The sequence below is a fragment of the Roseateles sp. P1_C6 genome (genome assembly GCF_056406315.1).
The window spans coordinates 425,915-449,188 of sequence record NZ_JBFUAK010000001.1 but is presented as its reverse complement, the minus strand read 5'-3'; the positions used below and the strand labels follow the sequence as shown (position 1 = coordinate 449,188).

The window sequence follows — 23,274 nt, the reverse complement described above, 5'->3', positions numbered from 1 at the left end:
TCCCAAACTTGATCCTCGCTGCGCGCGCATGATTCCCAACCCTCGCCAAGCTCTGCTGATTCAGGAGGTACGCAACCGCGGCGCCGTCTCCGTGGAGGCTTTGGCCGAGCAGTTCAACGTGACGCTGCAAACGGTCCGGCGCGATGTGAAGCAGTTGGCCGCGGCCGGATTGCTGGCGCGCTTCCACGGCGGCGTGCGCGTCCCGACCTCGACGACCGAGAACATTGCGTACAGACAGCGCCAACGGCTCAATGAGCACAGCAAGCAGCGGATTGCGCGGGCGATCGCAGCGGTCGTGCCTGAAGACTGCTCCCTCATCATCAACATCGGCACGACGGCCGAGGCGGTCGCGCACGAGCTGATGAATCACAAAGGCCTGCGGGTCATCACCAACAACCTCAATGTCGCGGCCATCTTGAGCGACAACCCGGACTGCGAGGTCATCGTGGCGGGTGGCGTGGTGAGGTCTCGCGACCGCGGCATCGTTGGCGAAGCCACGGTGGACTTCATCAGCCAGTTCAAGGTGGACATCGGCTTGATCGGCATCTCCGGCATCGAAGACGACGGCACCTTGCGCGACTTCGACTACCGCGAGGTCAAGGTCGCGCGCGCCATCATTGAGCATTCACGGCAGGTGTGGCTGGCGGCAGATCATTCGAAGTTCAATCGGCCGGCCATGGTCAAACTGGCCAGGCTCGATGAGGTCGACATGCTGTTCACCGATCAGGCGCCGCCAGAACCATTTCCCGCGCTGCTGTCGGAAGCGGGCGTGCAATTGGAGGTCGCGCCGGCCTGATGCGCTCGGCATGACCCATTGAAGGAACTGCATGACGTATCTGCTTGCACTCGACCAAGGAACCTCCAGCTCGCGGAGCATCGTGTTCGATGCCGAAGGCCACATCGTGGCCATGGCGCAGCGCGAGATCCGCCAGATCTTTCCGAACCCCGGGTGGGTGGAACATGATCCGATCGAAATCTGGGAGAGCCAGCTCGCCACTGCGCGCGAAGCCTTGGCCAAGGCCGGGATCGCCGCGAAGGACATTGCTGCCCTGGGCATCACCAACCAGCGCGAGACCACCGTCGTGTGGAACCGCAAGACCGGCGAGCCGATCCACAACGCCATCGTCTGGCAGGACCGGCGCGCCGAGCCGACCTGTCTGGCGTTGCGCGAGCGCGGGCACGCGGCTTTCGTGCAAGCGCGCACGGGCCTCATCATCGATGCCTACTTCTCCGGCAGCAAACTGAAGTGGATCCTTGACCATGTCGACGGCGCCCGCGCGGCGGCCGCGCGCGACGAACTGGCATTCGGAACCGTGGACAGCTGGCTGGTGTGGAAGCTCACTGGCGGTCGAGTGCATGCGACCGACGTGAGCAATGCCTCCCGGACGATGCTCTTCGACGTGCGCCGCAATGCCTGGGATGAGCAGCTGCTGGAACTGCTGGACGTTCCTTGCGGGGTGCTGCCCAGCGTGCATCCGTCCGCCTACATCTACGGTGAGACGGATCCCTCGGTGTTCGGTGCGCCCGTGAAGATCGGCGGCATCGCGGGGGACCAGCAGAGCGCGTTGTTCGGTCAGGCTTGCTTCAAGGCGGGGCTGGCGAAAAATACCTATGGCACGGGCTGCTTCATGCTCATGCACACCGGTGCCGCGTTTCAACCGTCGCAAAACGGCCTGATCACCACCAGCGCGGCACAGCCAAGCGCCACACCCGAGTACGCCCTCGAGGGCAGCGTGTTCATCGGTGGCGCCGTGGTGCAGTGGCTGCGCGACGGCCTGCGTGCCATCCACGCCAGCGGCATGGTGCAGTCCTTGGCGGAGAGCGTCCCCGATTCGGGCGGCGTGGTCTTCGTGCCTGCGTTTGCCGGGCTGGGTGCGCCGTACTGGAAGCCCGATGCCCGCGGAGCCATCCTGGGGCTGTCGCGCGGCACCACCGTCGCCCACATCGCGCGTGCCGCGCTTGAGAGCATCGCGTTTCAAAGCGCCGCCCTGCTGCAGGCCATGGCGCGCGACGCGCAAGCTGCCGGCAGTGCCGCGGTCTCGGAACTTCGGGTGGACGGGGGCGCTTGCGTGAACGATCTGCTGATGCAGTTCCAGGCTGACCTGCTGGGGATTCCTGTCGTGCGACCCCGAGTGATCGAGACCACATCACTGGGAGCCGCCTACCTCGCAGGACTTGCAACAGGCATCTACAAGAACCTGGATGAGCTGTCGGCGCAATGGCAGGCCGAGCGGCGCTTCCATCCGACGCTGCCGCGCGAACGGGCGCAGGAGCTGATGGTCAGCTGGGAGCGGGCGGTTCGTCAGACAGTCACCGAGTAGCGCGACGGTCTTCTTGGCAAGCCCGCATGCGCGTGGCCTGGAGGATCAAGGGCCTGCCCTGCGACGCTGACGATCCCGAGGAGGGTCAGGTGATTGCCCCCAGCAACGCGGCTTGAACAAGCCAACGACGGCGATGGAGCAGCGGTGCTGAGGTCCTCCACCCGTGGGCCAGCTGGAAGATGGCGTGCCCGTGGCCCGCCAGGCCGGCGAATATCGGGACTCTCGCGGCGCTGGCCAGCGCGCGGACCATGTCGTCGCTCAGCCCCTGGCATTCCACCGCGTCGTAGAGGCGCCCCAGCAGTCGACCGACGCCAGGCAGCGGGTCGGCCTGGCTCTCGAGTTGCTCCATCGGCGCCGGGATCAGCGCGACATGGGCGCCCAGCTCTTGCGCGGCCTGCCGGAACAAGCGGGCATCCTCGCTTTCAGGCTCGGCACTGATCAGGCCCAGCCGCTTGCCCAGCAACGGCCTGGCGTGCTGCGAAGCATCACGCCGCAATGCCTTCGCCCGCGCCAGCAACGCCTGCAGTTCTTCCTCGGAGTGACGGGTGGCCTGGGCCGGAGGGCACAGCCAGGAGGCGGGAGACATGGCCGGAACCTTGAACGCGCTTGCGCCATTGCGATGACCCAAAGACTAGACGGCTGATCGCACCGCGCCTTGATCAGGATCAAGGGCTCAAGTCGTCGACGCCGCTACCTGCCACCGCGGCCACGGGCTTACGGTCCGTTTGCAATCCGTTTACGCAGCGTGACCGAGCGACGCTCTGCATTGCCACGGCGTTTGCCGCTGCTTCCTAGCATGTCTTCATCAGCCCAACCCAGGAGATGGCCATGCTCAGCAGCACCACAGTTTCGCCCGCCGGCCCGTCGATCGCGGTGCTCGTGCAGCCCGTGCCACATGCTGCGCGCAGCGACCACGCCAACCGCCAGGCCAGCCAGCGCATCAGCGAGACGCTGCAACTGTTGGTGCGCACGCTGAACCCGCAACGCCGTGTCGTGCGCGCCGGTGACTCGATCTACCAGAGCGGCGAGCCCTTCAGCCACCTCTACGTCCTCAACTCCGGCATCTTCAAGCTGCTGAGCCTGTCGGCCGATGGTCGCGAGCAGGTCGTGGGGTTGAAGTTCCGTGGCGACTGGCTGGGGTTCGCAGGCATCGCCAAGGGGCGCTATGTCTGCGACGCGGTCGCGATGGACACCGGTGAAGTCTGGGCGATCCGCTACGACGCGCTGCTCGCCGCCTGTGCGCTGCACCCCGAACTGATGACCCTGGTGCACCAGGCGATGAGTGGCGAGATCCTGCGCGACCGCGACTCCATGATGTCGGTCTGCACCTTGCCTGCCGATGCGCGTGTCGCCGACTTCCTGCGCGACTGGGCCGACAACCTGGCCCGCCGCGGGCTGCGCACGGACCAGATCTCGCTGTGCATGACCCGCGCCGAGATCGGCAACTACCTGGGCATGACGCTGGAGACGGTCAGCCGAGCGCTGTCCAGGCTGGCGAAGCAGGCCTTGATCTGTTTCCCCGAGAAGGGCCGGCGCGACATCAGCATCCCCGACGTCGGCCGGCTGGAGGCTTACGTCCAGCAATGCCTGGCGCCGGTGGGCCACACCCTGCAGTAACCGCAACCGTCCGAGTGCCAAGTCAAACAGAAAAAGCCAGGGAGGCTTGTATGACGGAGCAGACGCTTTCTCGAACTTCGACCCGTGAGGCGGCGACCGAGGCCCGCAGCGCGGGTGCAGGGCAGGGCGGACCGGCCTGGGTGGCGATCGCCTACGCCGTGCTGGGCCTGGTCTGGATTGGCTACTCCGACCGCCTGCTGCTGGCGATGGCGCCCGACATGGCCAGCCTGGCCAACTTCGGGCGCCTGAAGGGCATGGCCTTCGTGCTCTTCACCGGCGCTCTGTTGTACCGGCTGCTGCTGCGCCGCGATCGCCAGTCCGACATCACCGCGCGGCGCGGCGAACAGGCGCGCTGGCGCCAATGGGCCATGGCCTTCGAGAACATCGGTGACGGCGTGATGATCACCGACGCCAGCTGCCGCATCCAGACCGTCAACGCCGCGTTCACCGCCATCACGGGCTACAGCGCCGAGGAGGCCGTCGGTGCGTCGCCCAAGCTGCTGCAGTCCGGCCGTCACCCGCCGGAGTTCTACCAGCAGATGTGGGCCACGCTGCTGGAAGACGGGCGCTGGCAGGGCGAGATCTGGAACCGCCGCAAGAACGGCGAAGTCTTTCCCGAGTGGCTGACGCTGAACGTCGTTCGCGACGACGCGGGCCAGGTGACGCACTACGTGGGTGTCTTCACCGACGTCACCGGCAGCAAGACCGTCGAGGCGCAACTGGAGCGGCTGGCCCATTACGACCGGCTCACCGATCTGCCGAACCGTGTGCTGCTGCAGGCCAGGCTGGAGCAGGTGTTGGCGCGCGCGCAGCGCCACGACACGACCACGGCGGTCATGGTCATCGACCTGGATGGTTTCAAGACCGTCAACGACAGCCTGGGGCACCCGGCCGGCGATGAACTGCTGGTCTGCGTGGCCGCGCGGCTGCAGACGCGCCTGCGGGCCGACGACCTGCTGGGCCGGCTGGGTGGCGACGAGTTCCTCGTGGTTCTGGAGGGCTGCGGGGCGCCGGCCGACGTGGCCACCCTGGCCCGCGACCTGCTGGACACGCTGGCCGCGCCGGTGCCCCTGACGTGCGGCAGGGATGCCTACGTCACGGCCAGCATCGGCATCAGCCTGCACCCGGTGGACGGCAGCCAGGGTGTGGTCGAGCTTCTGCGCGATGCCGATGCCGCCATGTACCGGGCCAAGGAGCAGGGCCGCAACTGCTTCTGCTTCTTCACCAGCGACATGAACACCGAGGCGGTGGCCAAGCTGGAGGTCGAGGCCGCATTGAGCCGGGCGCTGAAGCGCGGTGAATTGCTGCTGCACTACCAGGCCAAGGTGGATGCCGCCAGCGGTCGCATCGCCGGTGCCGAGGCCCTGCTGCGCTGGAACCGCAACGGCGAAGGCCTGGTGCCACCGGGCCAGTTCATCCCGGTGGCGGAGCAGAGCAGCCTGATGCTGGACATTGGCGCCTGGGTCATCGACGAAGCCTGTCGGCAGATCCGCGCCTGGATGGATGCCGGCCAGCCCCTCGTTCGCGTGGCGGTCAACGTCGCGGCCCGTCAGTTCGCGGCGGGCGACCTGGACCAGGTCGTGGCCCGCGCACTGCAGCGCCATCGGGTGGATGCGCAGTGGCTGGAGATCGAGATCACCGAAGGCATGCTGATCACCGACCCGGACGCCGCCATCGGCATGCTCAAGCGCATCAAGGCGCTGGGCATCAAGCTGTCGCTGGACGACTTCGGCACCGGCTACTCCAGCCTGGCCTACCTGCAGCACTTCCCGCTGGACACGCTGAAGATCGACCAGTCCTTCACCCGCCGCATCGGTGAGCAGCCCGACGGCGCGGCGCTGGTTGACGCGGTGATCGCGCTGGCCCACCGCCTGCATCTGCGCGTCGTCGCCGAGGGCGTTGAGACCGCGCAGCAGCGCGACTACCTGCGGCAGCAGGGCTGCGACGAAATGCAGGGCTACCACTTCGGCCGCCCGGCACCGGCCGACTCGCTGCAGCGACAACTGGCGGCAGATGTGCCCGCCGTGCCCGCGCGCTGAGACCCGTCCCGGCGCCTTTCATCCACTTTTCAAACCGGTCGCCGCCTCGTCACGCGGCAAGGAGACACCCATGCGCAACAACCTGCCTGTCACCCATCGCGAATTCCTGCTTCCTTCGGATCGCAACCTGGTCTCCACGACTGACCTGAAGGGCCGCATCCTGCATTGCAATGCGCCCTTCGTTGAGGTCAGCGGCTTCTCGCGCGATGAGCTGCTGGGCCAGCCCCACAACCTGATCCGCCATCCCGACATGCCGCAGGAGGCCTTCCGCGACATGTGGGAGACGATCGCCGCCGGCCAGCCCTGGTCGGGCCTGGTGAAGAACCGCCGCAAGGATGGCGACCACTACTGGGTCCAGGCCAACGTCACGCCGCTGATGGAAGACGGCAAGCCAGTGGCCTTCATGTCGGTGCGCTCGCGCGCCACACGCGCCCAGATCGAGGCCGCCGAGGCCCTCTACGCGCGCATGCGAGAGGAACAGCAGGCCGGCAACCTGGTTCACGTGTTGCACCGCGGCCAGTTGCAGCGCCGCGGCTGGCGCGGGTGGCTGGGCGGCCTGTGGCGCTCGATGCCCTGGCTGAGCCATGTGCCGACCTATGCGGTGGTGGGCGCCTTGGGCTTGCTGCTGACCGACCAACCGACCTGGCTGGCCGCGGGCGCCGTCGCGCTGGCGGCCGCGGTGGCGGCTGCGTTGAGCCAGCAGCGCTTGCGCCGCAGCCTGGTTCACATCGAGCGCTATGCCAACCAGCTGGCCGCGGGCGATCTCAGCCGCAACCTTGAACCGAGCGGCAACGAGCAGAGCCGCGGGCTGGAGCTCTCGCTGGCCCAGCTGGCGGTGAACGTCCGCTCGCTGGTGTCCGACACCCGCATCGAGCTGGAGCAGATGAACCGCGTCAGCCGCGAGATCGCCCAAGGCAATCAAGACCTGGCCCAGCGCACCGAGTCCCAGGCTGCCAGCCTGGAGGAGGCCGCGGCCAGCATGGAGCAGATCACCGCCACCGTGCGCCAGAGCACGGACACCACGCACCGGGCCAGCGGCGTGGCCGAGGAGTTGAGTGGCGTCTCGCGCCGCAGTGCCCAGGTTGTCCACTCGGTCACCGAGACCATGGGCGGCATCACCCGCGCCTCGCAGAAGATCGCCGACATCATCCAGGTCATCGACAGCATCGCCTTCCAGACCAACATCCTGGCGCTCAACGCGGCCGTGGAATCCGCCCGTGCCGGCGAGCACGGGCGTGGCTTCGCGGTGGTGGCCAGCGAAGTGCGCGCGCTGGCGCAGCGCAGCTCCACGGCGGCCCGCGAGATCAAGCAGCTGATCCTGGATTCCACCGAGCAGGTCCAGTCAGCAGAGCGCCTGAGCGACAACGCACGCTCCAGCATCGACACGACGCTGAAATCGGTGGAGAACTTCGCCACCATGATCGGCGACATCGACCGCGGCGCGCAGGAGCAGTTGCTGGGCATCTCGCAGATGCACGAGGTCATCCAGCAAATGGACGGTTTCACGCAGCAGAACGCCGGCATGGTGCAGCAGCTGTCGGGCGCCGCCCAGCAGATGCTGGCGCAGTCCGAGGAGGTCAGCGCGGCGCTGCGTGTGTTCCGGCTGGAAGGCAGTCGCGCGCGGACGGTCCTGCCCGACGCCGTCGCGCTGCGCCGCGTGGCGAAATTGCGCGCTGCCTAGGCCGCCAAGACGCGGGCGATGGCCTGCGCCAGCTGGCCGCGGCTGTAGGGCTTGGGCAGCAGCTCCCAGTCCGCCGGCGATTCGCGGTCGGCGTCCAGCAGCTCGGCCGAGAAGCCCGACATCAGCAGGATGGCGAGGTCGGGCACGCGTTGCTGGGCGATGCGGGCCAGCTCGGTGCCGCGCATGCCGGCACCCAGCGCGATGTCGGTGAGCAGCAGGTCGAAATCAGCCGTCGGCGTCAGCAGCTGCAGCGCCTGCTCGGCGCTGGCGCACACGCTCAGCTCGCAGCCCAGGCCGTTCAGGAAATGCTGGGCCACCGCGCGCACCTCGGCATCGTCCTCGACCACCAGCACCTTCAGCCCTGGCGGCACCGCGTCGGCCCCATGGTCGCCCTCTTGCGGCCCGGCCTGCGCGCTGCCGGGCACCGGCAGGTAGAGGCTGATCGTCGTGCCTTGACCGGGGGCGCTCTCCAGCGCGACGGCGCCCTGCGACTGCTTGACGAAGCCGTAGACGGCACTCAGCCCCAGGCCCGTGCCTCTGCCCGCCTGCTTGGTGGTGAAGAAGGGCTCGAAGGCGCGCTCCTTGACGGCCTCGGGCATGCCGGTGCCGGTGTCGACGACGGAGATGCAGACGAAGGGCCCTTCACCCAGCTCGTGCCGCAGGCCGGCCGAAAGCGCCCCGGCAGGCCCAGCGCGGAAGCGCAGCGTGCCGCCGTCGAGCATGGCGTCACGTGCATTGATGGCGATGTTGAGCAAGGCCGCTTCCAGCTGCCCCGCATCGGCCATCGCCATGGGGCATTCGGGCGCCACGTCGACGCTGATGCGGATGCGCTGGTCCAGCGTGCGCCGCAGCATGTCGGACAGCGGATGCAGCAGGCCATGGACGTCGACCACGCTGGGCTGCAGCACCTGGCGGCGCGAGAAGGCCAGCAGCTTGCCGGTCAGTTCGGCCCCGCGCTTGGAGGCGCGCATGGCCGCGCTCACCAGCTGCTGGCCGAAGCCGTCCTGCGCCAGCGCGGGCAACTCCTCGAGCACCTGCAGGTTGCCCTGGATGACGGTCAGCAGGTTGTTGAAGTCGTGGGCGATGCCACCGGTCAGCTGGCCGACGCTTTCCAGGCGCTGCGCATGGTTCAGCGCCTCCTCGGTCTGCGCCCGCTGCAGGCAGGTGGCCAGCAGATTGGCCAGCGATTCCAGAAAGCGCTGTTCGTCATCGCCAAAGCGCTTGAGCTGGCGGGAGCGCACCTTCAGCGCACCGATGACGCGCCCGCGATCCGAGACCGGCACGGCCAGCGCGCTGACCAGCCCCGCTTCCAGATACCCCGACGGCACGGCGAAGCGATGCTCGCTGCGAAAGTCCTCGACCACCACCGGCCGCCCCTGGGCCAGCACGAAGCCCAGCGGCGTGTCGGCGCGGTTGGGCACGATGGAGCCCAGCGCCTCGCCGGCAATCAGGCCCACGCCGCCGGCGACGCGCAGTGCCAGGCGGTTGCTCTCCAGCAGGAAGACCAGCGCCATCTCGACCTCCAGCGCCTCAGCTGCGATCGCGGGCACCTGCTGCAGCAGCACCTGGGTATCGCGTGCGTCGACGGCCAGCCGGCCCAGTTGCGCGAGATGCTCGCTGTAGCGCGCGCGCTGCAGCGCCTGCTTGACGCGCGGATAGGCGCCGATGTCGCGGATGGCCGCCACGACGAATGGCAGGCCATGGTCCTGCAGCGGGCTGAGCGCGATCTCGACCATCACCTCCGAGCCGTCGCGCCGCTTGGCCACCAGCTCCATCTGCGTGCCCATGGGCCGCGCGCGCGGCGCATGGGCATAGGCATTGCGATAGGAGGCGTGGCGCGGGCGGATGCTGTCCGGCACCAGGTCGTCCACGCTGGTGCCGATCAGTTCATCAACGCCGTACCCCAGCAGGCTGGCGGCTGCGGGGTTGGCCAGCACGATGTGGCCTGCGGCGTCGACCAGCAGGAGGCCGTCGGGATAGGCGGAGAACAGCGTGCGAAAGACGGTGCTGTCATCGAGCCCGGCTGGCAGGGACGATTGCAGCGTCATGGCGGCGCGTTCGCGTCGCGGCCCGCGCTGGAAACGGCCAGCGTGAAGAGATAGCCGGCGCTGCGAACCGACTTGATGATCTGCGGCGTCTCGGCCTGCGGTTCGAGCTTCTTGCGCAAGCGCCCGACCTGGACGTCGATGGTGCGATCGAAGGGCCCGGCCTCGCGGCCGCGCGTCTGCGACAGCAGGAAGTCGCGTGACAGCACCCGCCCCGGATGCTGGGCGAAGGTCTGCAACAGGTCGAACTCGCCCGCCGTCAGCACGACCTCGTTGCCCTGCGCGTCCGTCAGCCGGCGCGCCGACAGGTCCAGACGCCACCCGTCGAAAGCCAGGCACTCGCGTTCGGCAACCGGCTGCGGCGCGGCGGCCATCGGCCGCTCGGCCACGGCGTCGGGCGGCTGCACAGGCGTGATCCGGCGCAGCACCGCCTTGATGCGGGCCACCAGCTCACGCAGGTCGAAGGGCTTGGTGACGTAGTCGTCGGCGCCCACTTCGAGGCCCACCACCTTGTCGACCGAATCACCCCGGCCCGTGATGATGACCAGGCCGCATCTCCAGTGTTCGCGCAGCTGCCGGGCGATGGCGAAACCGTCCTCGCCGGGCAGGCCCAGGTCCAGCAGGACCAATTCGGGAGGGTCGCTGGCCATGGTGTCCATCAGTGCGCGCCCCGAATGCAATTGGGTCGTGCGAAAGCCGTGGCCCGCAAGGTAGTGGGCCAGCAGCTCGGTGATGGCTGATTCGTCGTCGACAACGGCGATGTGCTGGTGCGTCAAGGCGTCGGCATGGCTGGGGCGTTATGGCATTGAAACACCTTTAACCCGGCGGCAGGCCAAGAAAACAGTCCGGCAAGCGAATGTACAGCCAGACGTGGCTGGTGCCAGTCCTCAATAGGAGGTGTGCAGCTGCGAATCGCCCGGGACGCGCAGCGGCAGATGGATGCGAAAGACCGCGCCACCGCTGGATCGATTGCGCGCGTCGATGCGGCCGCCGTGGATCGCGAGGATCTTGCGGCAGATCGCCAGCCCCAGCCCCGTGCCGCCCGAACCGTCCTTGGTCTTGCTGGACTGCACGAAGGCCTCGAAGATGGTTTCCAGCTCGCCGGGCGGGATGCCGGGGCCCTGGTCGGCAACGGTCAGCAGGATGTCGTCCTGCGGCGTGCTCGCCGCTTCGATCTGCAGCATGCCGCCGTCGGGCGAGAACTTGATGGCGTTGGCGACGACGTTGCGGATGGCCTGGTGAATGCGCGACGGGTCGACCTTGCAGCTCAGCGGCTCCTGGGCCAGGTTCAGTGACAGGCGCAGCCTGCGCTTGCCCATCAGGGGGTCGAGCTCCCGCAGCACGGCATGCACCAGTGTGCGCAAGTCGCAACGCTCGAGATGGAAGGTGCCGACGGCGCTCTCGATCTTGGAAACGTCCAGCAGGTCGTTCACCAGTGCCAGCATGCGCTGGCCGGAGTGGTGGATGTCGGTGAACATGCCGGCCACCTTTGGGTTGTCCCAGCCGCGGGTGTAGCCCAGCTCGGAGAAACCAAGGATGGCCTGCAGCGGCGTGCGCAGCTCGTGGCTGATGTTGGCAACGAACTCGGACTTGGAACGCGAGGCCTCCTCCGCCGCGTCACGCGCCTCGCGCGTCGCCCGCTCGGCGTCCCGGAACTCGCTGACATCCATCAGCGTGCACAGGATGCCTGCGGGCGCGCCGTCGTCCTCGGGCACCAGCACCTTGGTGACGACCATGTCGCGGCGTGAGCCGTCGCGGTGCAGCGCCTGTGTCTCGTAGCGCAGCTTGCCGCCGTAAGCCATCAGGCGCGCGTCCTGTTCGGCGTGCAGCTCGGCATCCTCGGGTGACAGGAAATGGCCCGCGGGGCTGCCGATCACCTCCGCCCGGGACCGACCCACGAACTCCTCCCAGGCCTGGTTGACCATCACGTAGCGCCCCGACGCATCGAACATGGACACGGGCAGCGGGCTCAATTCCAGCAGCAACCCGGTGAAGGCCAGCTGGTGCTGCAACTGATGGTCCGACGCCACTCGCTCGCTGACGTCGAGCGCACTGCCCGCAAAGCCGACGATGCGGCCCTCGCCGTGCAGGGGCACGACGGCGACCTGGAAATGGCGTGGCTTTCCATCTGCCGCCGGGATGCAGATCTGCGCCCGCCGCACGCCGGCGCTCTCCTCGGTGCGGAACAGGCCGGCGGTGCGCTGTCGATCAGCGGCGATAACCAGGTCCTTGAGATGCTTGCCCTTGGCCTGCTTCAACCCCTCGTCGCTGATGGCGGCCCAGCGCGCGTTCACGAAGGTGATGGCGCCGTGCGCGTCGGTGCGGAAGATGAGCTCCTGAACGCTCTTGAGCAGCACGCTCAGTTCATGCTCGCGCATGGCCACCTGGTCGTGTGCGCCATCCAGCGCATGGCGTACCTGCTCGCGCGCGTTCATCTCGCGCAGCAGCGCCACCAGGCCGCCGGCGATGGCCAGCAGCGCCAAAAGACCCAACGTGCCGAGCCAGCGCAAGCGCGCGTACCAAGTCTGCAGCACGACCGGTTCGGCCAGTTCGACCAGCACCACGAGCGCCCGCGTGCGCGATGCGCGAAAGGCGATCACCTGCCGGCCCGACAGCAAGCCCTGACCGATGTACTCGCCATGCTCACGCGACGGCAGCCAGCTTTCGAACACCGGATGCCCGGCAATCCTCGCCCCCGGCTCCAGCGTCACCTGGTCATTGGCGGCGATCAGCTGCCCGCTCAGGTTGCCGAGCAGGGCGACGCCCCCCTCGTCTGACAGGGCGCCCTGCTGGAAATTGGCCAGTGCGCCCGGGTTGATGAGGGCGACCAGCAGCAGTCGCTGGCCGCTCGCGCCACGCACCGTGCGCAGCAGCGGCAGCATGCCCACGCCGGCCGCGCGGGGGGCTTTGGCATCGGACGCGAGGTCGGCAAGGCTGCGTCCAGGCAGCGGTGGCAGCAGCAGGTCCTGGCCGTCGCGGGGCAGGGTGCCCAGCCTGCGCACGTCGATGCGAAGGCCCCGTTCGGCCGCGACCGAACTGGCGAGCACGGTGCCGCGCTCGTCCAGCACCGCCGTGCCGCGCAGGAACGGCAGGCTGGTCAGCAGGCCCTGGCCCAGCAGCGGCTGCAGCCGATCCGGGTCGGCCGAGGTCTGCTGCGCAATGCCTTCCGCCAATGTCTGCAGAATCAGCGACGCGGACTCCACGGTGCGTGTGACGTGGTCCTCCAGGGTTCGGGCAATCAGCTCCACCCGGTCCTGGGCGTTGTCCAGCGTCGCGCGTCGATCGAAGGCGGCCAACGCGGCCAGCGCAACGGCGACCGTGATCGCCAGCACCGCCGCGAGCGCCAGCGCCAGGATGCGGGCCCGGCCGAGCAAGGGCCGGCAGCCCTTCGGCGGCGAAGGCGAGGGGCGCGGTTGCATGCGTTATCGCGTCACGACAATGTCCGCCAACCCGTGCCGTTTCGCGGCGGCCAGCAGACGGCCATCGCGCTTGATGCCGGCGACGAATTCGTCCAGGCGGGCGAGCCATTTGGCATCGCCACGCTTGGTCGCATAGCCGTACGGCAGCACGAAGAAGGGCTTGGGTGGCGCGACCAGGCGGGCCCAGTCGGCGTTGTCCAGCAGCCGGCGGCTGTAGGGGTAGTCGGTCATGAAAACGTCGACCCGGCCGGTTTCCAGCTCCTGCTCGCGCGTCGCCGGCGGGCGAACCACCACCATCCTGGCGTGCTTGAGCGCGTCATGCATGACCGGTTCCATGAAGGTGCCGGCCTGCACCGCGACGATGACGCCGGGCTGGTCGATGTCCGACCACTGGCGCACGGTGCGGCTGGCGCGCGTCGTCACACCGTAGATGTCGCTTTGCAGGTAGGGCTCGGTGAAGGCCAGCTGCTCCTTGCGGCTGGCCAGCATCGCGACTGCGAACATCGCCACGTCGCAGTGCCCCGCGTTGACGTCGCTCACCAGTTGCGGGAACGACGACTCGACGTACTCGACGCCGACGCCCAGTTCGCGTGCCAGCTCGGCAGACAGGTCGATGTCGATGCCACCCAGCTGCTGTGTGCGCGGGCTGCGGTAGGTCACGCCGTAGTAGTCGGGCCAGACGCACACACGCAGGGTGCCGGCCGCGCGCACGCGCTCCAGGGTCTGTGCCCGCACGACCGAGCCAGTGCTCAGCGCCAGGGACACGAAAGCGGTCAACAGGCTGCGAGTGACGTTCATGAGGGCACCTCCACGGTTGCGGTTCAATCCAGTCCCGCCAGGTCCTCGAAGCTGGGCGGTTGGCGGTTGATGAGTTCACGCAGTTCGATCAGGGCCGGGGCGCTGTCCACGAAGGCGTCCACGACGCGCGGGTCGAAGGCCGCGCCGCGCTGCTCGAGCAGCATGCTCAGTGCCACGTCGTCGGTGAAAGCCTTGCGGTAGCAGCGGTCCATGGTCAGCGCATCGAAGAAGTCCACGACGGCCACGATCCGCCCCGACAGCGGGATCGCTGCGCCGGCCAGTCCCTTGGGATAGCCCGCGCCGTCCCAGCGCTCGTGGTGGGTCAGGGCGACCTCTGCGGCCAGCTGGAACAGCGGCACGCGCGAGCGACCGAGGATGTCGGCGCCCATCTCCGGGTGCCTGTTCATGACGAGCCGCTCGGCCGGCGTGTAGCCGCCGGGCTTCTTCAGGATGTCGTCCGGGATGCCGATCTTGCCCACGTCGTGCATGGGTGCCGCGCGGCGCAGCATGCCCGCGAACGCGGCCGGTTGTTCGAGCGTGAGGGCGAGTGCCTCCGCCAGGTAACCGATGCGCACCATGTGCACGCCGGTGTCATCGTCCCTGAAGTCAGCGGCGAGGGCCAGCCGCAGCAGCGCTTCGTGATGGGCGCGGGTGACCTCGCGCAACGCCTCGTTGCGCTCGTGGTACATGCGGCGCAGGTCCACCACGAAGCGCTCCATTTGTGCGGCAGCGGCGTCGTCGAAACCGTTGTCCGCGCCGGTCGGGCCGGAGATCGCCATCGACTGCGCGGTCATGCCGTGGCCCAAAGGTCCGCAATGCAGTCGATCAACTGCAAGGGGCTGAAGGGCTTGACCAGATAGGTATCGGCACCGGCCCGCAGGCCAGCTTCGCGGTCATGAGCCTGGCCCCGTGCGCTGAGCATGATGATGCGCAGACCGGATGCCGGGAATGCCGTGCGCAACCGTTTGCAAAGCTCAAGCCCATCCATGGCGCCGGGCATCATCACATCGAGCAGCATCAGGTCGGGTTGCTGCGCGATCGCCAGCCGCAGCGCCGACTCCCCATCTGACGCCTCGCTGATCTCGTAATCCTCGAATTCGAGCGTCATGCGGATCAGCCGACGGATCTGCGCGTGGTCGTCGACGATCAAGATTTTCTTCATGGCTCGCTCCGTATGTCTGTGTTGCGGAGTAAGTGTCATGTGTATCAAATTTGCCGTCTATGGTTGTCGGGCTGGCCGGTCCTCAGTTCCGGTAGAACTGCTCTAGTTCCTAGATATATTTGCGCAAAAGTGGATCTGAAGGGCGCTCGACAGGTCTCTTGCTGTTGCTGTACGAAATTATCATTTATATTGAATTTGTCGCCAAAGCAAGAAAGCGAAGAGGCAGGGCGGCAGACGCAATCCGTGACGCTGTACACGCAAGGCGTCGCCTTGTACAGCCAGGTGGTCATTCAATTGGCCGCGCTTTGATCTGGCGCAAACAAGTGGCACCTCCCGGGTGTGCAATGCCGGAGCCGCCCACTCCCCCTGGCCGATGGCACGCAAGAAAAGGCGCGCCGGCAGCTGCCGAGGCTCCAACAGGAATTTCCATGCAAACCATTGACATCAACGCCGGCCCTGCCGGGAGCCGCACCACCGGAACGCCATCGGCGCGAGGTGGCGGCTTCTTCATGCACCACGGGCCATGGGCCCTTGGGGTCCGTCTGTTCCGCAAGCTCAAGTTCGCCGCCAAGGCCGGCCTCATCTCCCTGGCGTTCGTCGTGCCGATGGCGGTGCTGACGGTTGCCTTTGTGCGCAGCAGTCAATCGACGATCGATTTCGCCCGTCACGAGCTGGCCGGCGTTGCGGTGGTGGCCAGGATCGAGCCTTGGCTGATCGACGCCCAGAAGCAGCGCCGCCTCATCCTGTCCGGAGCGGCCGCCGCGATCGACTGGGAGGGGATTGCCAGGCAGCAGGAGCAGGTGCGGGCTCTGGTCGACACCCTTCCGGATGGCCTGGACATGCGCAAGGACATGGCCAAGGTCGAGCAGCAGCAGCAGGCCCTGAAGGCACTGTCCTCGCAGGCCGGCGTCGATGGCCTGGAGGCTCCGCTGCAAGCCTATGTCGATGCCTTGCGGGACCTGCGCACCGCGGTGCTCGACCGATCCAACCTGACCCTCGACCCCGACCAGGACACCTACTACCTGATGAGTCTTTCCACCGATGGTGTCTCTGATGTGATCGAGTCGGTGTCACGCTCGCGTGCGATGGCCGGCGCAGCCGCCCGCCGCGGCACCACACAGGCCGCGCAGCTGCACGAGCTCTACGGTGTCTGGTACGCCGGGCGCGAGCGCATCGGCGCAGTCACCCACGCCGTCAACCGATCCGGCGAAGCCAACCCCGATGTGCGCCGTCGCCTGCAGCCGGAAGAGCCCATCGCCCAGGCGCGGGCTTTCTATGACGCATCGGCGCAGGACTGGTTCGCTGCGGACTTCAACGCCAACGTGGAGGGACTGTCGCAGCCCGGCCAGGACGCGGTGGACGGCCTGCGCGCGCTGGGTGCGCGGGCGAACGGCTTGCTGGGCGAGCTCATCCAGGCCCGCATCGACGCCACCAGCGCGGAGCGGCAATGGGTGCTCGCCATCATCGGCTGCTCGCTCGCCGTCGCGGCCTATCTGTTCTATGCGTTCTACCTGGTGATGCATGGTGGGCTGAAGGAAGTGAGCCGCCATCTGACGGCGATGACCGATGGCGATCTCACCACTTCGCCCCGGCCCTGGGGTCGCGACGAGGCAGCGGAGCTGATGCTGCTGCTGGCAAACATGCAATCCAGCCTGCGCCAGATGGTGGCCAAGGTCAGGGCGGCGTCGGACGGCATCGTGGATGCGAGCACCGAGATCGCCGACGGCTCCAACGACCTGTCGGCGCGCACGGAGCAGACCGCGGCCAACCTGCAGCAATCGGCCGCGGCGATGGAGCAGATCAGCGCCACCGTGCGTCAGACCTCGGACCACACGCAGGAGGCCACCCGCATCGCCTCACGCAATGCCAGCGTCGCCGGCCATGGTGGCGAGGTCATCAAGACCATGGTGATGACGATGGAGGACATCCAGACGTCCTCCAAGCGGATCAGCGACATCATCGGCGTCATCGACACCATCGCGTTCCAGACCAACATCCTGGCGCTGAACGCCGCCGTTGAAGCGGCCCGCGCCGGCGAGCAAGGGCGGGGCTTCGCGGTCGTGGCGTCCGAGGTGCGCGCGCTGGCGCAGCGTTCGGCCAGCGCGGCCCGCGAGATCAAGAGCCTGATCTCCACCAGCGTCGAGAAAGTCGAGAGCGGCACGAACATCGTTCGGGAGGCTGGCACGGCGATGAACAACATCGTGACCAGTGCCGATCACATCAACGTGCTGCTGGCGCAAATTGCCACCGGCTCCGGCGAACAGAGTCAGGGCATCGGTCAGGTCGGCAGTGCCGTTCAGGAACTGGACCGGGCCACGCAGCAGAACGCGGCGATGGTGGAGCAGACCGCTGCGGCGGCATCATCGCTTCGCGACCAGGCGCAGGACCTGGCCGCGGAGGTGGCGCGCTTCAAGCTGCCGTCGCATGAATGACGCTGGGTTGATCCAGCGCATGAACGCCTCGCGGCGGTTCAACTAATGTGCTGGCATGAGTTCGCATGTGCGGCGCATCCTGCTGATCCTTGGCCACCCCGACAACTCGGAGCATCACCTTTGCCATGCGCTGGCCTCGGCCTACGCCGAAGGCGCCCTGGCCGCGGGGCATGAGGTGTGCCGCATCGACGTGGCGGCGCTCGACTTTCCGCTCTTGCGCGGCAAGAAAGACTGGGAGCAGGGCGTCGTGCCGGCCTCGCTGCTGCCCGCGCAGGAGGACATCGCATGGGCTGAGCATGTCGTGCTGTTCTTCCCGCTGTGGCTCGGCGACATGCCGGCCCTGCTGAAGGGCTTCCTGGAGCAGGTGGCGCGACCGGGCTTCGCGCTTGGCAAAGCCGGCGATCCAGCGCCGGGCGCCAAGCTTCTCGCGGGGCGCTCCGCACGCGTGGTGGTGACCATGGGCATGCCAGCACTGGTCTATCGCTGGTACTTCCGTGCCCACAGCGTGAAATCTCTGGAGCGCAACGTCCTGGGATTCGTCGGCTTCGCTCCGGTGCACGAAACCTTGGTCGGCAGCGTCGAGTCCCTTGGCGAGTCTGGCGTCGCCAAGTGGTTGGAGCGGATGCGCAACGCGGGCGAAAAGGCGGACTGACCCTCTCGAGTGGCCATGCGCAGGTTGTCGAGAAGGTCCTGTCGCGTGCCGACGATGGAAGAGCGGAGCGCGCGGATCAGGGCCCGGCGCTGTCGAGGTATTCGGGTGCCGAGGCGTGCCAGCCCAGGCGCTCTCCGATGGCCTGGCGCAGCGCGTCGGCGGCCTGTGGCTCGCCATGCGTCACGTAGACGTGGCGTGGCGCGCGGGGCAGCGTGGCCAGCCAATCCAGCAACTGCGGCTGGTCGGCGTGCGAGGACATGCCGTCGATGGCCACCACCTCCGCGCGCACGGGCACCCACTTGCCGTGCATGCGGATGCTTTCGGCCCCGGCCAGCATGGTTGCGCCGCGCGTGCCCGCGGCCTGGTGGCCGACGAACACCACGGTATTCCTGGGGTCGGGCGCCAGCGCCTGCAGGTGATGCAGCACCCGGCCACCCGTGGCCATGCCGCTGGCCGCCACGATGACGCTCGGGAAGCCGGGGCGGTTGAGTGCGCGCGACTCCTCCTCGGTGCGCACGTAGCGAACCTTGTCCACAAGGTCACGGCGGTCGGCCTCGGTCAGCCGATGTTCGTCCGCGCGGGTCTGCACGAGCCGGGTCACCAACGTGGCCATGGGGCTGTTGAGGTACAGCGGCATGTCGGGAATGCGGCCCTCGGCCTTCAGGCGAAGGATGGCGTGGAGGATGGCCTGCGCGCGGCCGACCGCGAAGGCCGGGATCAGCGTCGTGCCGCCGCGCGCCGCGGTGCGGGCGATGACCTGGCACAGCACATCGGCGCTGGGCGCTGCCGGGTGGCGCCGGTCGCCGTAGGTGGACTCGATGACGACGATGTCCGCGGCGGGCGCGGCGGCAGGTGGCAGCATCACGGCGTCGTCGGTCCGCCCGAGGTCGCCGGAAAACGTGATCGACCCGGCGTCGGTGGACAGATGGACGCTGGCAGCGCCGATGATGTGGCCCGCGTGGCTGAACGACGCCATCAGGCCCGGCAGCGGCTCGAACGCCCGGCCGAAATCATGCCGCCGCACCTGCTTCAGGCTGTGCAGCGCCTGCGCCTCGGTGTACAGCGGCAGCGCCGGCGAATGCCGGCTGAAGCCATGACGATTGGCGTAGCGGGCGTCTTCCTCCTGCAGGTGGCCGGAATCCGGCAGCAGGATGGCCAGCAGGTCGGCCGTCCCAGGCGAAGCATGGATGCTGCCGCGAAAACCCTCTTCAACGAGGCGGGGCAGGTAGCCGCTGTGGTCGATGTGCGCGTGCGTGAGTACGACGGCGTCGATGGACGACGCAGGGACCGGGAATGGCGCCCAGTTGCGCAGCCGGAGCTGCTTCAGGCCCTGGAACAACCCGCAGTCGACGAGCAGGCGGCGGCCACCGAACTCGACGAGATAGCGCGACCCCGTCACCGTGCCGGTGGCGCCGAGGAAACGCAGCGTGGGCGCGAGGGGCGCGGTCATGACTGCCACCGCAGGATCCGGTACACCGGGCAGTAGCCGACGAGGCCCGTGATGAAGGCCAGCATGCCGAAGTAGCCCGCCGGGCCGATGAGGCCCTGCGCCGCTGCGACCACCAGCGCGGCCCCGACCAAGGCTCGCAGGATGCGATCCGTGGTCCCGATGTTCATCCCCATGACGGCCTCCAGACGCTGAGCATGCGGCTCAGTGAAGACAGCGTAGGCGGCCCGTTGCGGTGGCCGCTTGCGCCACGTCAAGGAACGGCGCTGTGCCGCCCGTCTTGCACGGCTCGTCCATGCGACGGACAAGCCCATGGCGCCGCCTCACATGCGCGAGAACTCGTCGAAGGCGCTGACGGCGCCGGCCGCGTACATCAGCGATGGCCCGCCGCCCATGTAAGTCGCCACGGCAAGGGTTTCGTCGATCTCCTGGCGGCTGGCGCCGAGCTTCACGAGCGCTTGCACGTGAAAGCCGATGCAGCCATCGCAGTGCGCGGCAACGCCCAGCGCCAGTGCGATCAACTCCTTGGTCTTGCGGCTCAGGGCGCCATCGGCCATGGCGGCACGGCCCAGGTCGTTGAACGCCTTCATCGCGTCCGGCGTGCCGGTGCGCAGCGTGGCCAGGTCCGCGCTGATGCGCTGGGTCAACTGGCGAAAGTCGCTGGTTGCGGTTGGCATGGCTGCTCCTAGCGCCCGCGTGCACGGCCCTTGACCGAACAGGTGTTGAACCCGAACGGCAGATAGGCCGGGCAGGAGCCGACGAGCCCGGTCAGCAGCGGCAGCAGGCCGATCCAGCCCCAGTTGCCGATGCCGCCGAGCCAAGCCGCGGCGATCAGGGCCAGGCCGACGAGTACCCGAACGAAGCGGTCGATGGTGCCAACGTTGAACAGCATGGGAACCTCCTTGCAGAGGCTGCATCGTCGGCACTTCCTGTTGTGCGTAGCTTGACGAAGGTCAAGGAGGTGTTCCGGCACCTTCAGTTGACGGCCATCAAGTTCATCGACGGCGTGCGGTGGTTTCATGGCTGCTCCGTCAAGGGAGAGCAGCCATGCGGCAACCACGATCTCGCCTTCGCGGCGTGCGCACCAACGTGCTTCGCGCCTGATGGTCACGCCAGAAAGCCCGGACATCCGGGCGGGGCTCACCGATGCGGAGGCCGCCCACCGCTTGTCCGTCCATGGGGCCAACGAGATCCGGGACCGGGAGGCGCGGGGGCTGTCGGCCACGCTGCGCAGCGTGTTGACCGAGCCCATGTTCCTGCTGTTGCTCGTCGCTGCGGCCATCTACCTGATCGTGGGAGACCTCGGTGAAGGCTTGCTGCTCGCCTTCTTCGCCTTGGTGAGCGTCGGCCTGGTCGTCCTTCAGGAGCGCCGCAGCCAGCATGCGCTGGACGCGCTGCGCACGTTGGCGCAGCGCCAGGCGCGCGTCGTGCGGGATGGCTGCGTTCGCCGCGTACCCGCGCGCGAGCTCGTGCCGGGGGACGTCTTTTTGGTGGGTGAGGGCGAGCGTGTCGCCGCCGACGGCCTCTTGCGCGACGCCGTCGGCTTGGTGGTCGACGAGTCGCTGCTCACGGGCGAGTCGGTGCCGGTCAGCAAGCAAGCCGCGCTGCCGGCGCACGAGACGATGGCGAAGCCGGGCAGCGACGACGCGTCCTGTGTGTATGCGGGCACCCTGGCGGTGGGTGGCCATGCCGCCGTGCAGGTGCTTGCCACCGGCCGGCACACCCAGGTCGGTCGTATCGGTGCGTCGCTGGCCGGCATCGAGACCGCACCGACGCCGCTGCAGCAGCATCTGAGGCGGCTGGTGCATGTCTTTGGCGTGGCCGCCATCGCCGCCTGCGGGATCGTCGTGGTCAGCTACGGCTTGCTGCGCGGCGACTGGATGCAAGGCGTGCTGTCGGCCATCGCGCTGGGCATGGCGATGCTGCCAGAAGAGTTTCCGATGGCGTTGGCGGTGTTCCTGGCGTTGGGCTCATGGCGGCTGGCGCGCATCCAGGTGTTGGCGCGGCGGCCCGCCGTCGTCGAGGCGCTGGGGGCCGCCACCGTGCTGTGCGTCGACAAGACCGGCACGCTCACCGAGAACCGCATGCAACTGCGCCGACTCGTCACCGATGACGCGGACGTCGCCGTGGAGATCGGTGCCGCCGTGCCCGAGGCGGTACACCGGCTGCTGGAGTTCGGCATGCTGGCGTCCCGGCGAGGTGGAACCGACCCGCTGGACCGCGCGCTGCTTGCGCAGGGCGACGCCGCGCTGGCGGACACAGAGCATCTGCATCCGGAATGGCGGCTGACGCACGAATTCCCCCTCAGCGCGCACCTGCTCGCGATGTCGCACGAATGGACGGACGCCGACGGCCGGCGTCGCATCGCCGCGAAGGGGGCGCCGGAAGCGGTGGGCGACCTGTGCCACCTGGACGCGCAACGCACCGAAGCCCTGCTGGCGCGCGTCCAACTGCTGGCCGCGCAGGGACTGCGCGTGCTGGCCATTGCGGCAGGCTCGGCGCCCGGCGGAGCGACCGCGCAGCGCCAGCACGACCACGACTTCACGTTGCTGGGCCTGGCCGCCTTCGAAGACCCGCTGCGGGCCAGCGTCCCAGCGGCGGTGGCACAGGCGCGAGAAGCCGGCATCGCGGTCGCGATGATCACCGGTGACCATGCGGCCACCGCGCTGGCCATCGCGCGCCAGGCGGGGCTGGACGTCACGGCGGGCGCGTTGAGCGGCGCGGAGATCGAAGCCATGGACGATGCTGCCTTGGCGGTGGCCGTGCGCCGCGTCCGCGTGTTCGCACGCGTGATGCCCGAGCAGAAGCTCAGGCTCGTGCAGGCATTGCGGCGCAACGGCGAGACCGTGGCGATGACCGGCGATGGCGTCAACGACGCCCCGGCGCTGAAGGCGGCGCACATCGGCATCGCCATGGGTGTGCGCGGCACCGACGTCGCACGCGAGGCGGCCGGGCTGGTGCTGCTGGACGAAGACTTCGGCCGCATCGTCGCAGGCGTGCGCATGGGTCGGCGCATCTTCGACAACCTGCGCAAGGTCATGGTCTACATCACGGCGATCCACGTACCTGTGGCGGGCTTGGCGCTGCTGCCATTGCTGTTCGGTTTGCCGCCGCTCATGCTGCCGGCCCACGTCGTGTTGACGGAGATGGTGATCGACCCGGTGTGTTCACTCGCCTTCGAGGGCGCGCCCGAGGCACCCGGCCTGATGCGCCGGCCGCCGCGCCGCGATGACGACGGCATCGTGGGCTGGCCGATGCTGTGGCAGGGGCTTGCTCAGGGTGGCTGCTTGCTGATTGCGACGATGGGCCTGTACGCGGCGGCACTGCACACCGGCCGCGATGGCGATGTGGCGCGCACCCTTGCGATGGTGGGGCTGACCGTGGGCAACCTGCTGCTTGTTGCAGCCAACACGTCGGCGGGCAGTGGGCTGCGCGCGCTGGCCGAGCCCAGTGCGCGGGCCTTCTGGGCCGTGGCCGCGGTCGCCATCGCCGCACTGACCGTGGCCGTGCTGGTTCCAGGTGCTCGCCGGTTGCTGCACTTTGCTGTCCCCACCGCTGGCGACCTGACGTTGGCGGTTGCCGCGGTTGTCGTGGCAGTGGCTGTCGGCACGCGGCTGAGCAGCCGCAGGCGGCGGGGTTGAGGCTCAACGTGCCTCGGTCA

Annotated in this window: 19 protein-coding genes; 8 read left to right on the top strand and 11 right to left on the bottom strand. The window is 68.3% G+C overall.

Annotated elements, in window-relative coordinates; all coding sequences use genetic code 11:
• Positions 1-28: 28 nt before the first annotated feature.
• Positions 29-796: a DeoR/GlpR family DNA-binding transcription regulator gene (locus AC1D29_RS01790; protein WP_477894162.1), complete on the top strand. Its 768-nt coding sequence runs from the start codon at positions 29-31 to the stop codon at positions 794-796.
• Positions 797-827: 31 nt separating this feature from the next.
• The gene (gene glpK / locus AC1D29_RS01785) at positions 828-2,321 is read left to right on the top strand and encodes a glycerol kinase GlpK (protein WP_477894160.1); all 1,494 of its coding nucleotides are present in this window, start codon (positions 828-830) and stop codon (positions 2,319-2,321) included.
• Between the two features lie 85 nt (positions 2,322-2,406).
• On the opposite strand, the gene AC1D29_RS01780 is transcribed toward glpK, so the two are convergent.
• On the bottom strand, positions 2,407-2,907 hold the full coding sequence (locus tag AC1D29_RS01780) for a Rossmann-fold NAD(P)-binding domain-containing protein (RefSeq protein ID WP_477894158.1): 501 nt from the start codon (positions 2,905-2,907) through the stop codon (positions 2,407-2,409).
• 242 nt (positions 2,908-3,149) lie between these two features.
• On the opposite strand from AC1D29_RS01780, the gene AC1D29_RS01775 reads away from it, so the two are divergent.
• From AC1D29_RS01775 to AC1D29_RS01765, 3 genes are all read left to right on the top strand, one after another.
• The gene (locus tag AC1D29_RS01775; protein ID WP_477894156.1) at positions 3,150-3,938 is read left to right on the top strand and encodes a Crp/Fnr family transcriptional regulator; all 789 of its coding nucleotides are present in this window, start codon (positions 3,150-3,152) and stop codon (positions 3,936-3,938) included.
• A gap of 50 nt (positions 3,939-3,988) precedes the next feature.
• A complete protein-coding gene (locus AC1D29_RS01770) occupies positions 3,989-5,977 on the top strand; it encodes a putative bifunctional diguanylate cyclase/phosphodiesterase (RefSeq protein WP_477894154.1) in 1,989 nt (662 codons plus the stop codon).
• A gap of 70 nt (positions 5,978-6,047) precedes the next feature.
• A complete protein-coding gene (locus AC1D29_RS01765) occupies positions 6,048-7,658 on the top strand; it encodes a methyl-accepting chemotaxis protein (RefSeq protein WP_477894152.1) in 1,611 nt (536 codons plus the stop codon).
• Here AC1D29_RS01765 and AC1D29_RS01760 read toward each other — a convergent pair.
• The 6 genes from AC1D29_RS01760 to AC1D29_RS01735 all read right to left on the bottom strand — a co-directional run bounded on the left by AC1D29_RS01760 (position 7,655) and on the right by AC1D29_RS01735 (position 15,082).
• Complete coding sequence (locus AC1D29_RS01760) at positions 7,655-9,706, bottom strand: PAS domain S-box protein (RefSeq protein WP_477894150.1); 2,052 nt, start codon at positions 9,704-9,706, stop codon at positions 7,655-7,657. The genes AC1D29_RS01765 and AC1D29_RS01760 overlap by 4 nt on opposite strands.
• Complete coding sequence (locus tag AC1D29_RS01755; protein WP_477894148.1) at positions 9,703-10,479, bottom strand: response regulator; 777 nt, start codon at positions 10,477-10,479, stop codon at positions 9,703-9,705. Before AC1D29_RS01755 ends, AC1D29_RS01760 begins: the two co-directional genes overlap by 4 nt.
• Before the next feature lie 111 nt (positions 10,480-10,590).
• Positions 10,591-13,122 carry a sensor histidine kinase gene (locus AC1D29_RS01750; RefSeq protein ID WP_477894145.1) on the bottom strand — a complete coding sequence of 844 codons (2,532 nt, stop codon included), beginning with the start codon at positions 13,120-13,122 and terminating at the stop codon, positions 10,591-10,593.
• 3 nt (positions 13,123-13,125) lie between these two features.
• Positions 13,126-13,920, bottom strand: a complete 795-nt coding sequence (locus AC1D29_RS01745) for an ABC transporter substrate-binding protein (protein ID WP_477894143.1) — start codon at positions 13,918-13,920, stop codon at positions 13,126-13,128.
• A 23-nt stretch (positions 13,921-13,943) separates the two neighbouring features.
• Complete coding sequence (locus tag AC1D29_RS01740; RefSeq protein WP_477894141.1) at positions 13,944-14,714, bottom strand: HD-GYP domain-containing protein; 771 nt, start codon at positions 14,712-14,714, stop codon at positions 13,944-13,946.
• Entirely contained in the window at positions 14,711-15,082 is a 372-nt protein-coding gene (locus tag AC1D29_RS01735; protein WP_477894139.1) for a response regulator transcription factor, read from the bottom strand. The genes AC1D29_RS01740 and AC1D29_RS01735 overlap by 4 nt, the downstream gene beginning before the upstream one ends.
• 428 nt (positions 15,083-15,510) lie before the next feature.
• Between AC1D29_RS01735 and AC1D29_RS01730 the strand changes: the two genes are divergently transcribed.
• Together AC1D29_RS01730 and AC1D29_RS01725 are read left to right on the top strand one after the other, a co-directional pair.
• A complete protein-coding gene (locus AC1D29_RS01730) occupies positions 15,511-17,514 on the top strand; it encodes a methyl-accepting chemotaxis protein (protein WP_477894137.1) in 2,004 nt (667 codons plus the stop codon).
• A gap of 55 nt (positions 17,515-17,569) precedes the next feature.
• Positions 17,570-18,166 carry an NAD(P)H-dependent oxidoreductase gene (locus tag AC1D29_RS01725; RefSeq protein ID WP_477894135.1) on the top strand — a complete coding sequence of 199 codons (597 nt, stop codon included), beginning with the start codon at positions 17,570-17,572 and terminating at the stop codon, positions 18,164-18,166.
• A gap of 76 nt (positions 18,167-18,242) precedes the next feature.
• On the opposite strand, the gene AC1D29_RS01720 is transcribed toward AC1D29_RS01725, so the two are convergent.
• From AC1D29_RS01720 to AC1D29_RS01705, 4 genes are all read right to left on the bottom strand, one after another.
• Positions 18,243-19,616 (bottom strand): MBL fold metallo-hydrolase RNA specificity domain-containing protein, encoded by a 1,374-nt coding sequence (locus AC1D29_RS01720; protein ID WP_477894133.1) that lies wholly within the window; start codon positions 19,614-19,616, stop codon positions 18,243-18,245.
• Entirely contained in the window at positions 19,613-19,789 is a 177-nt protein-coding gene (locus AC1D29_RS01715; RefSeq protein WP_477894131.1) for a YgaP family membrane protein, read from the bottom strand. The genes AC1D29_RS01720 and AC1D29_RS01715 overlap by 4 nt, the downstream gene beginning before the upstream one ends.
• A 147-nt stretch (positions 19,790-19,936) precedes the next feature.
• Positions 19,937-20,290: a carboxymuconolactone decarboxylase family protein gene (locus AC1D29_RS01710; protein ID WP_477894129.1), complete on the bottom strand. Its 354-nt coding sequence runs from the start codon at positions 20,288-20,290 to the stop codon at positions 19,937-19,939.
• A gap of 8 nt (positions 20,291-20,298) precedes the next feature.
• Positions 20,299-20,505, bottom strand: coding sequence for a YgaP family membrane protein (locus AC1D29_RS01705; protein WP_477894127.1), 207 nt, complete (start codon positions 20,503-20,505; stop codon positions 20,299-20,301).
• 211 nt (positions 20,506-20,716) lie between these two features.
• Between AC1D29_RS01705 and AC1D29_RS01700 the strand changes: the two genes are divergently transcribed.
• A complete protein-coding gene (locus AC1D29_RS01700) occupies positions 20,717-23,254 on the top strand; it encodes a cation-translocating P-type ATPase (RefSeq protein ID WP_477894125.1) in 2,538 nt (845 codons plus the stop codon).
• Positions 23,255-23,274 lie beyond the last annotated feature (20 nt).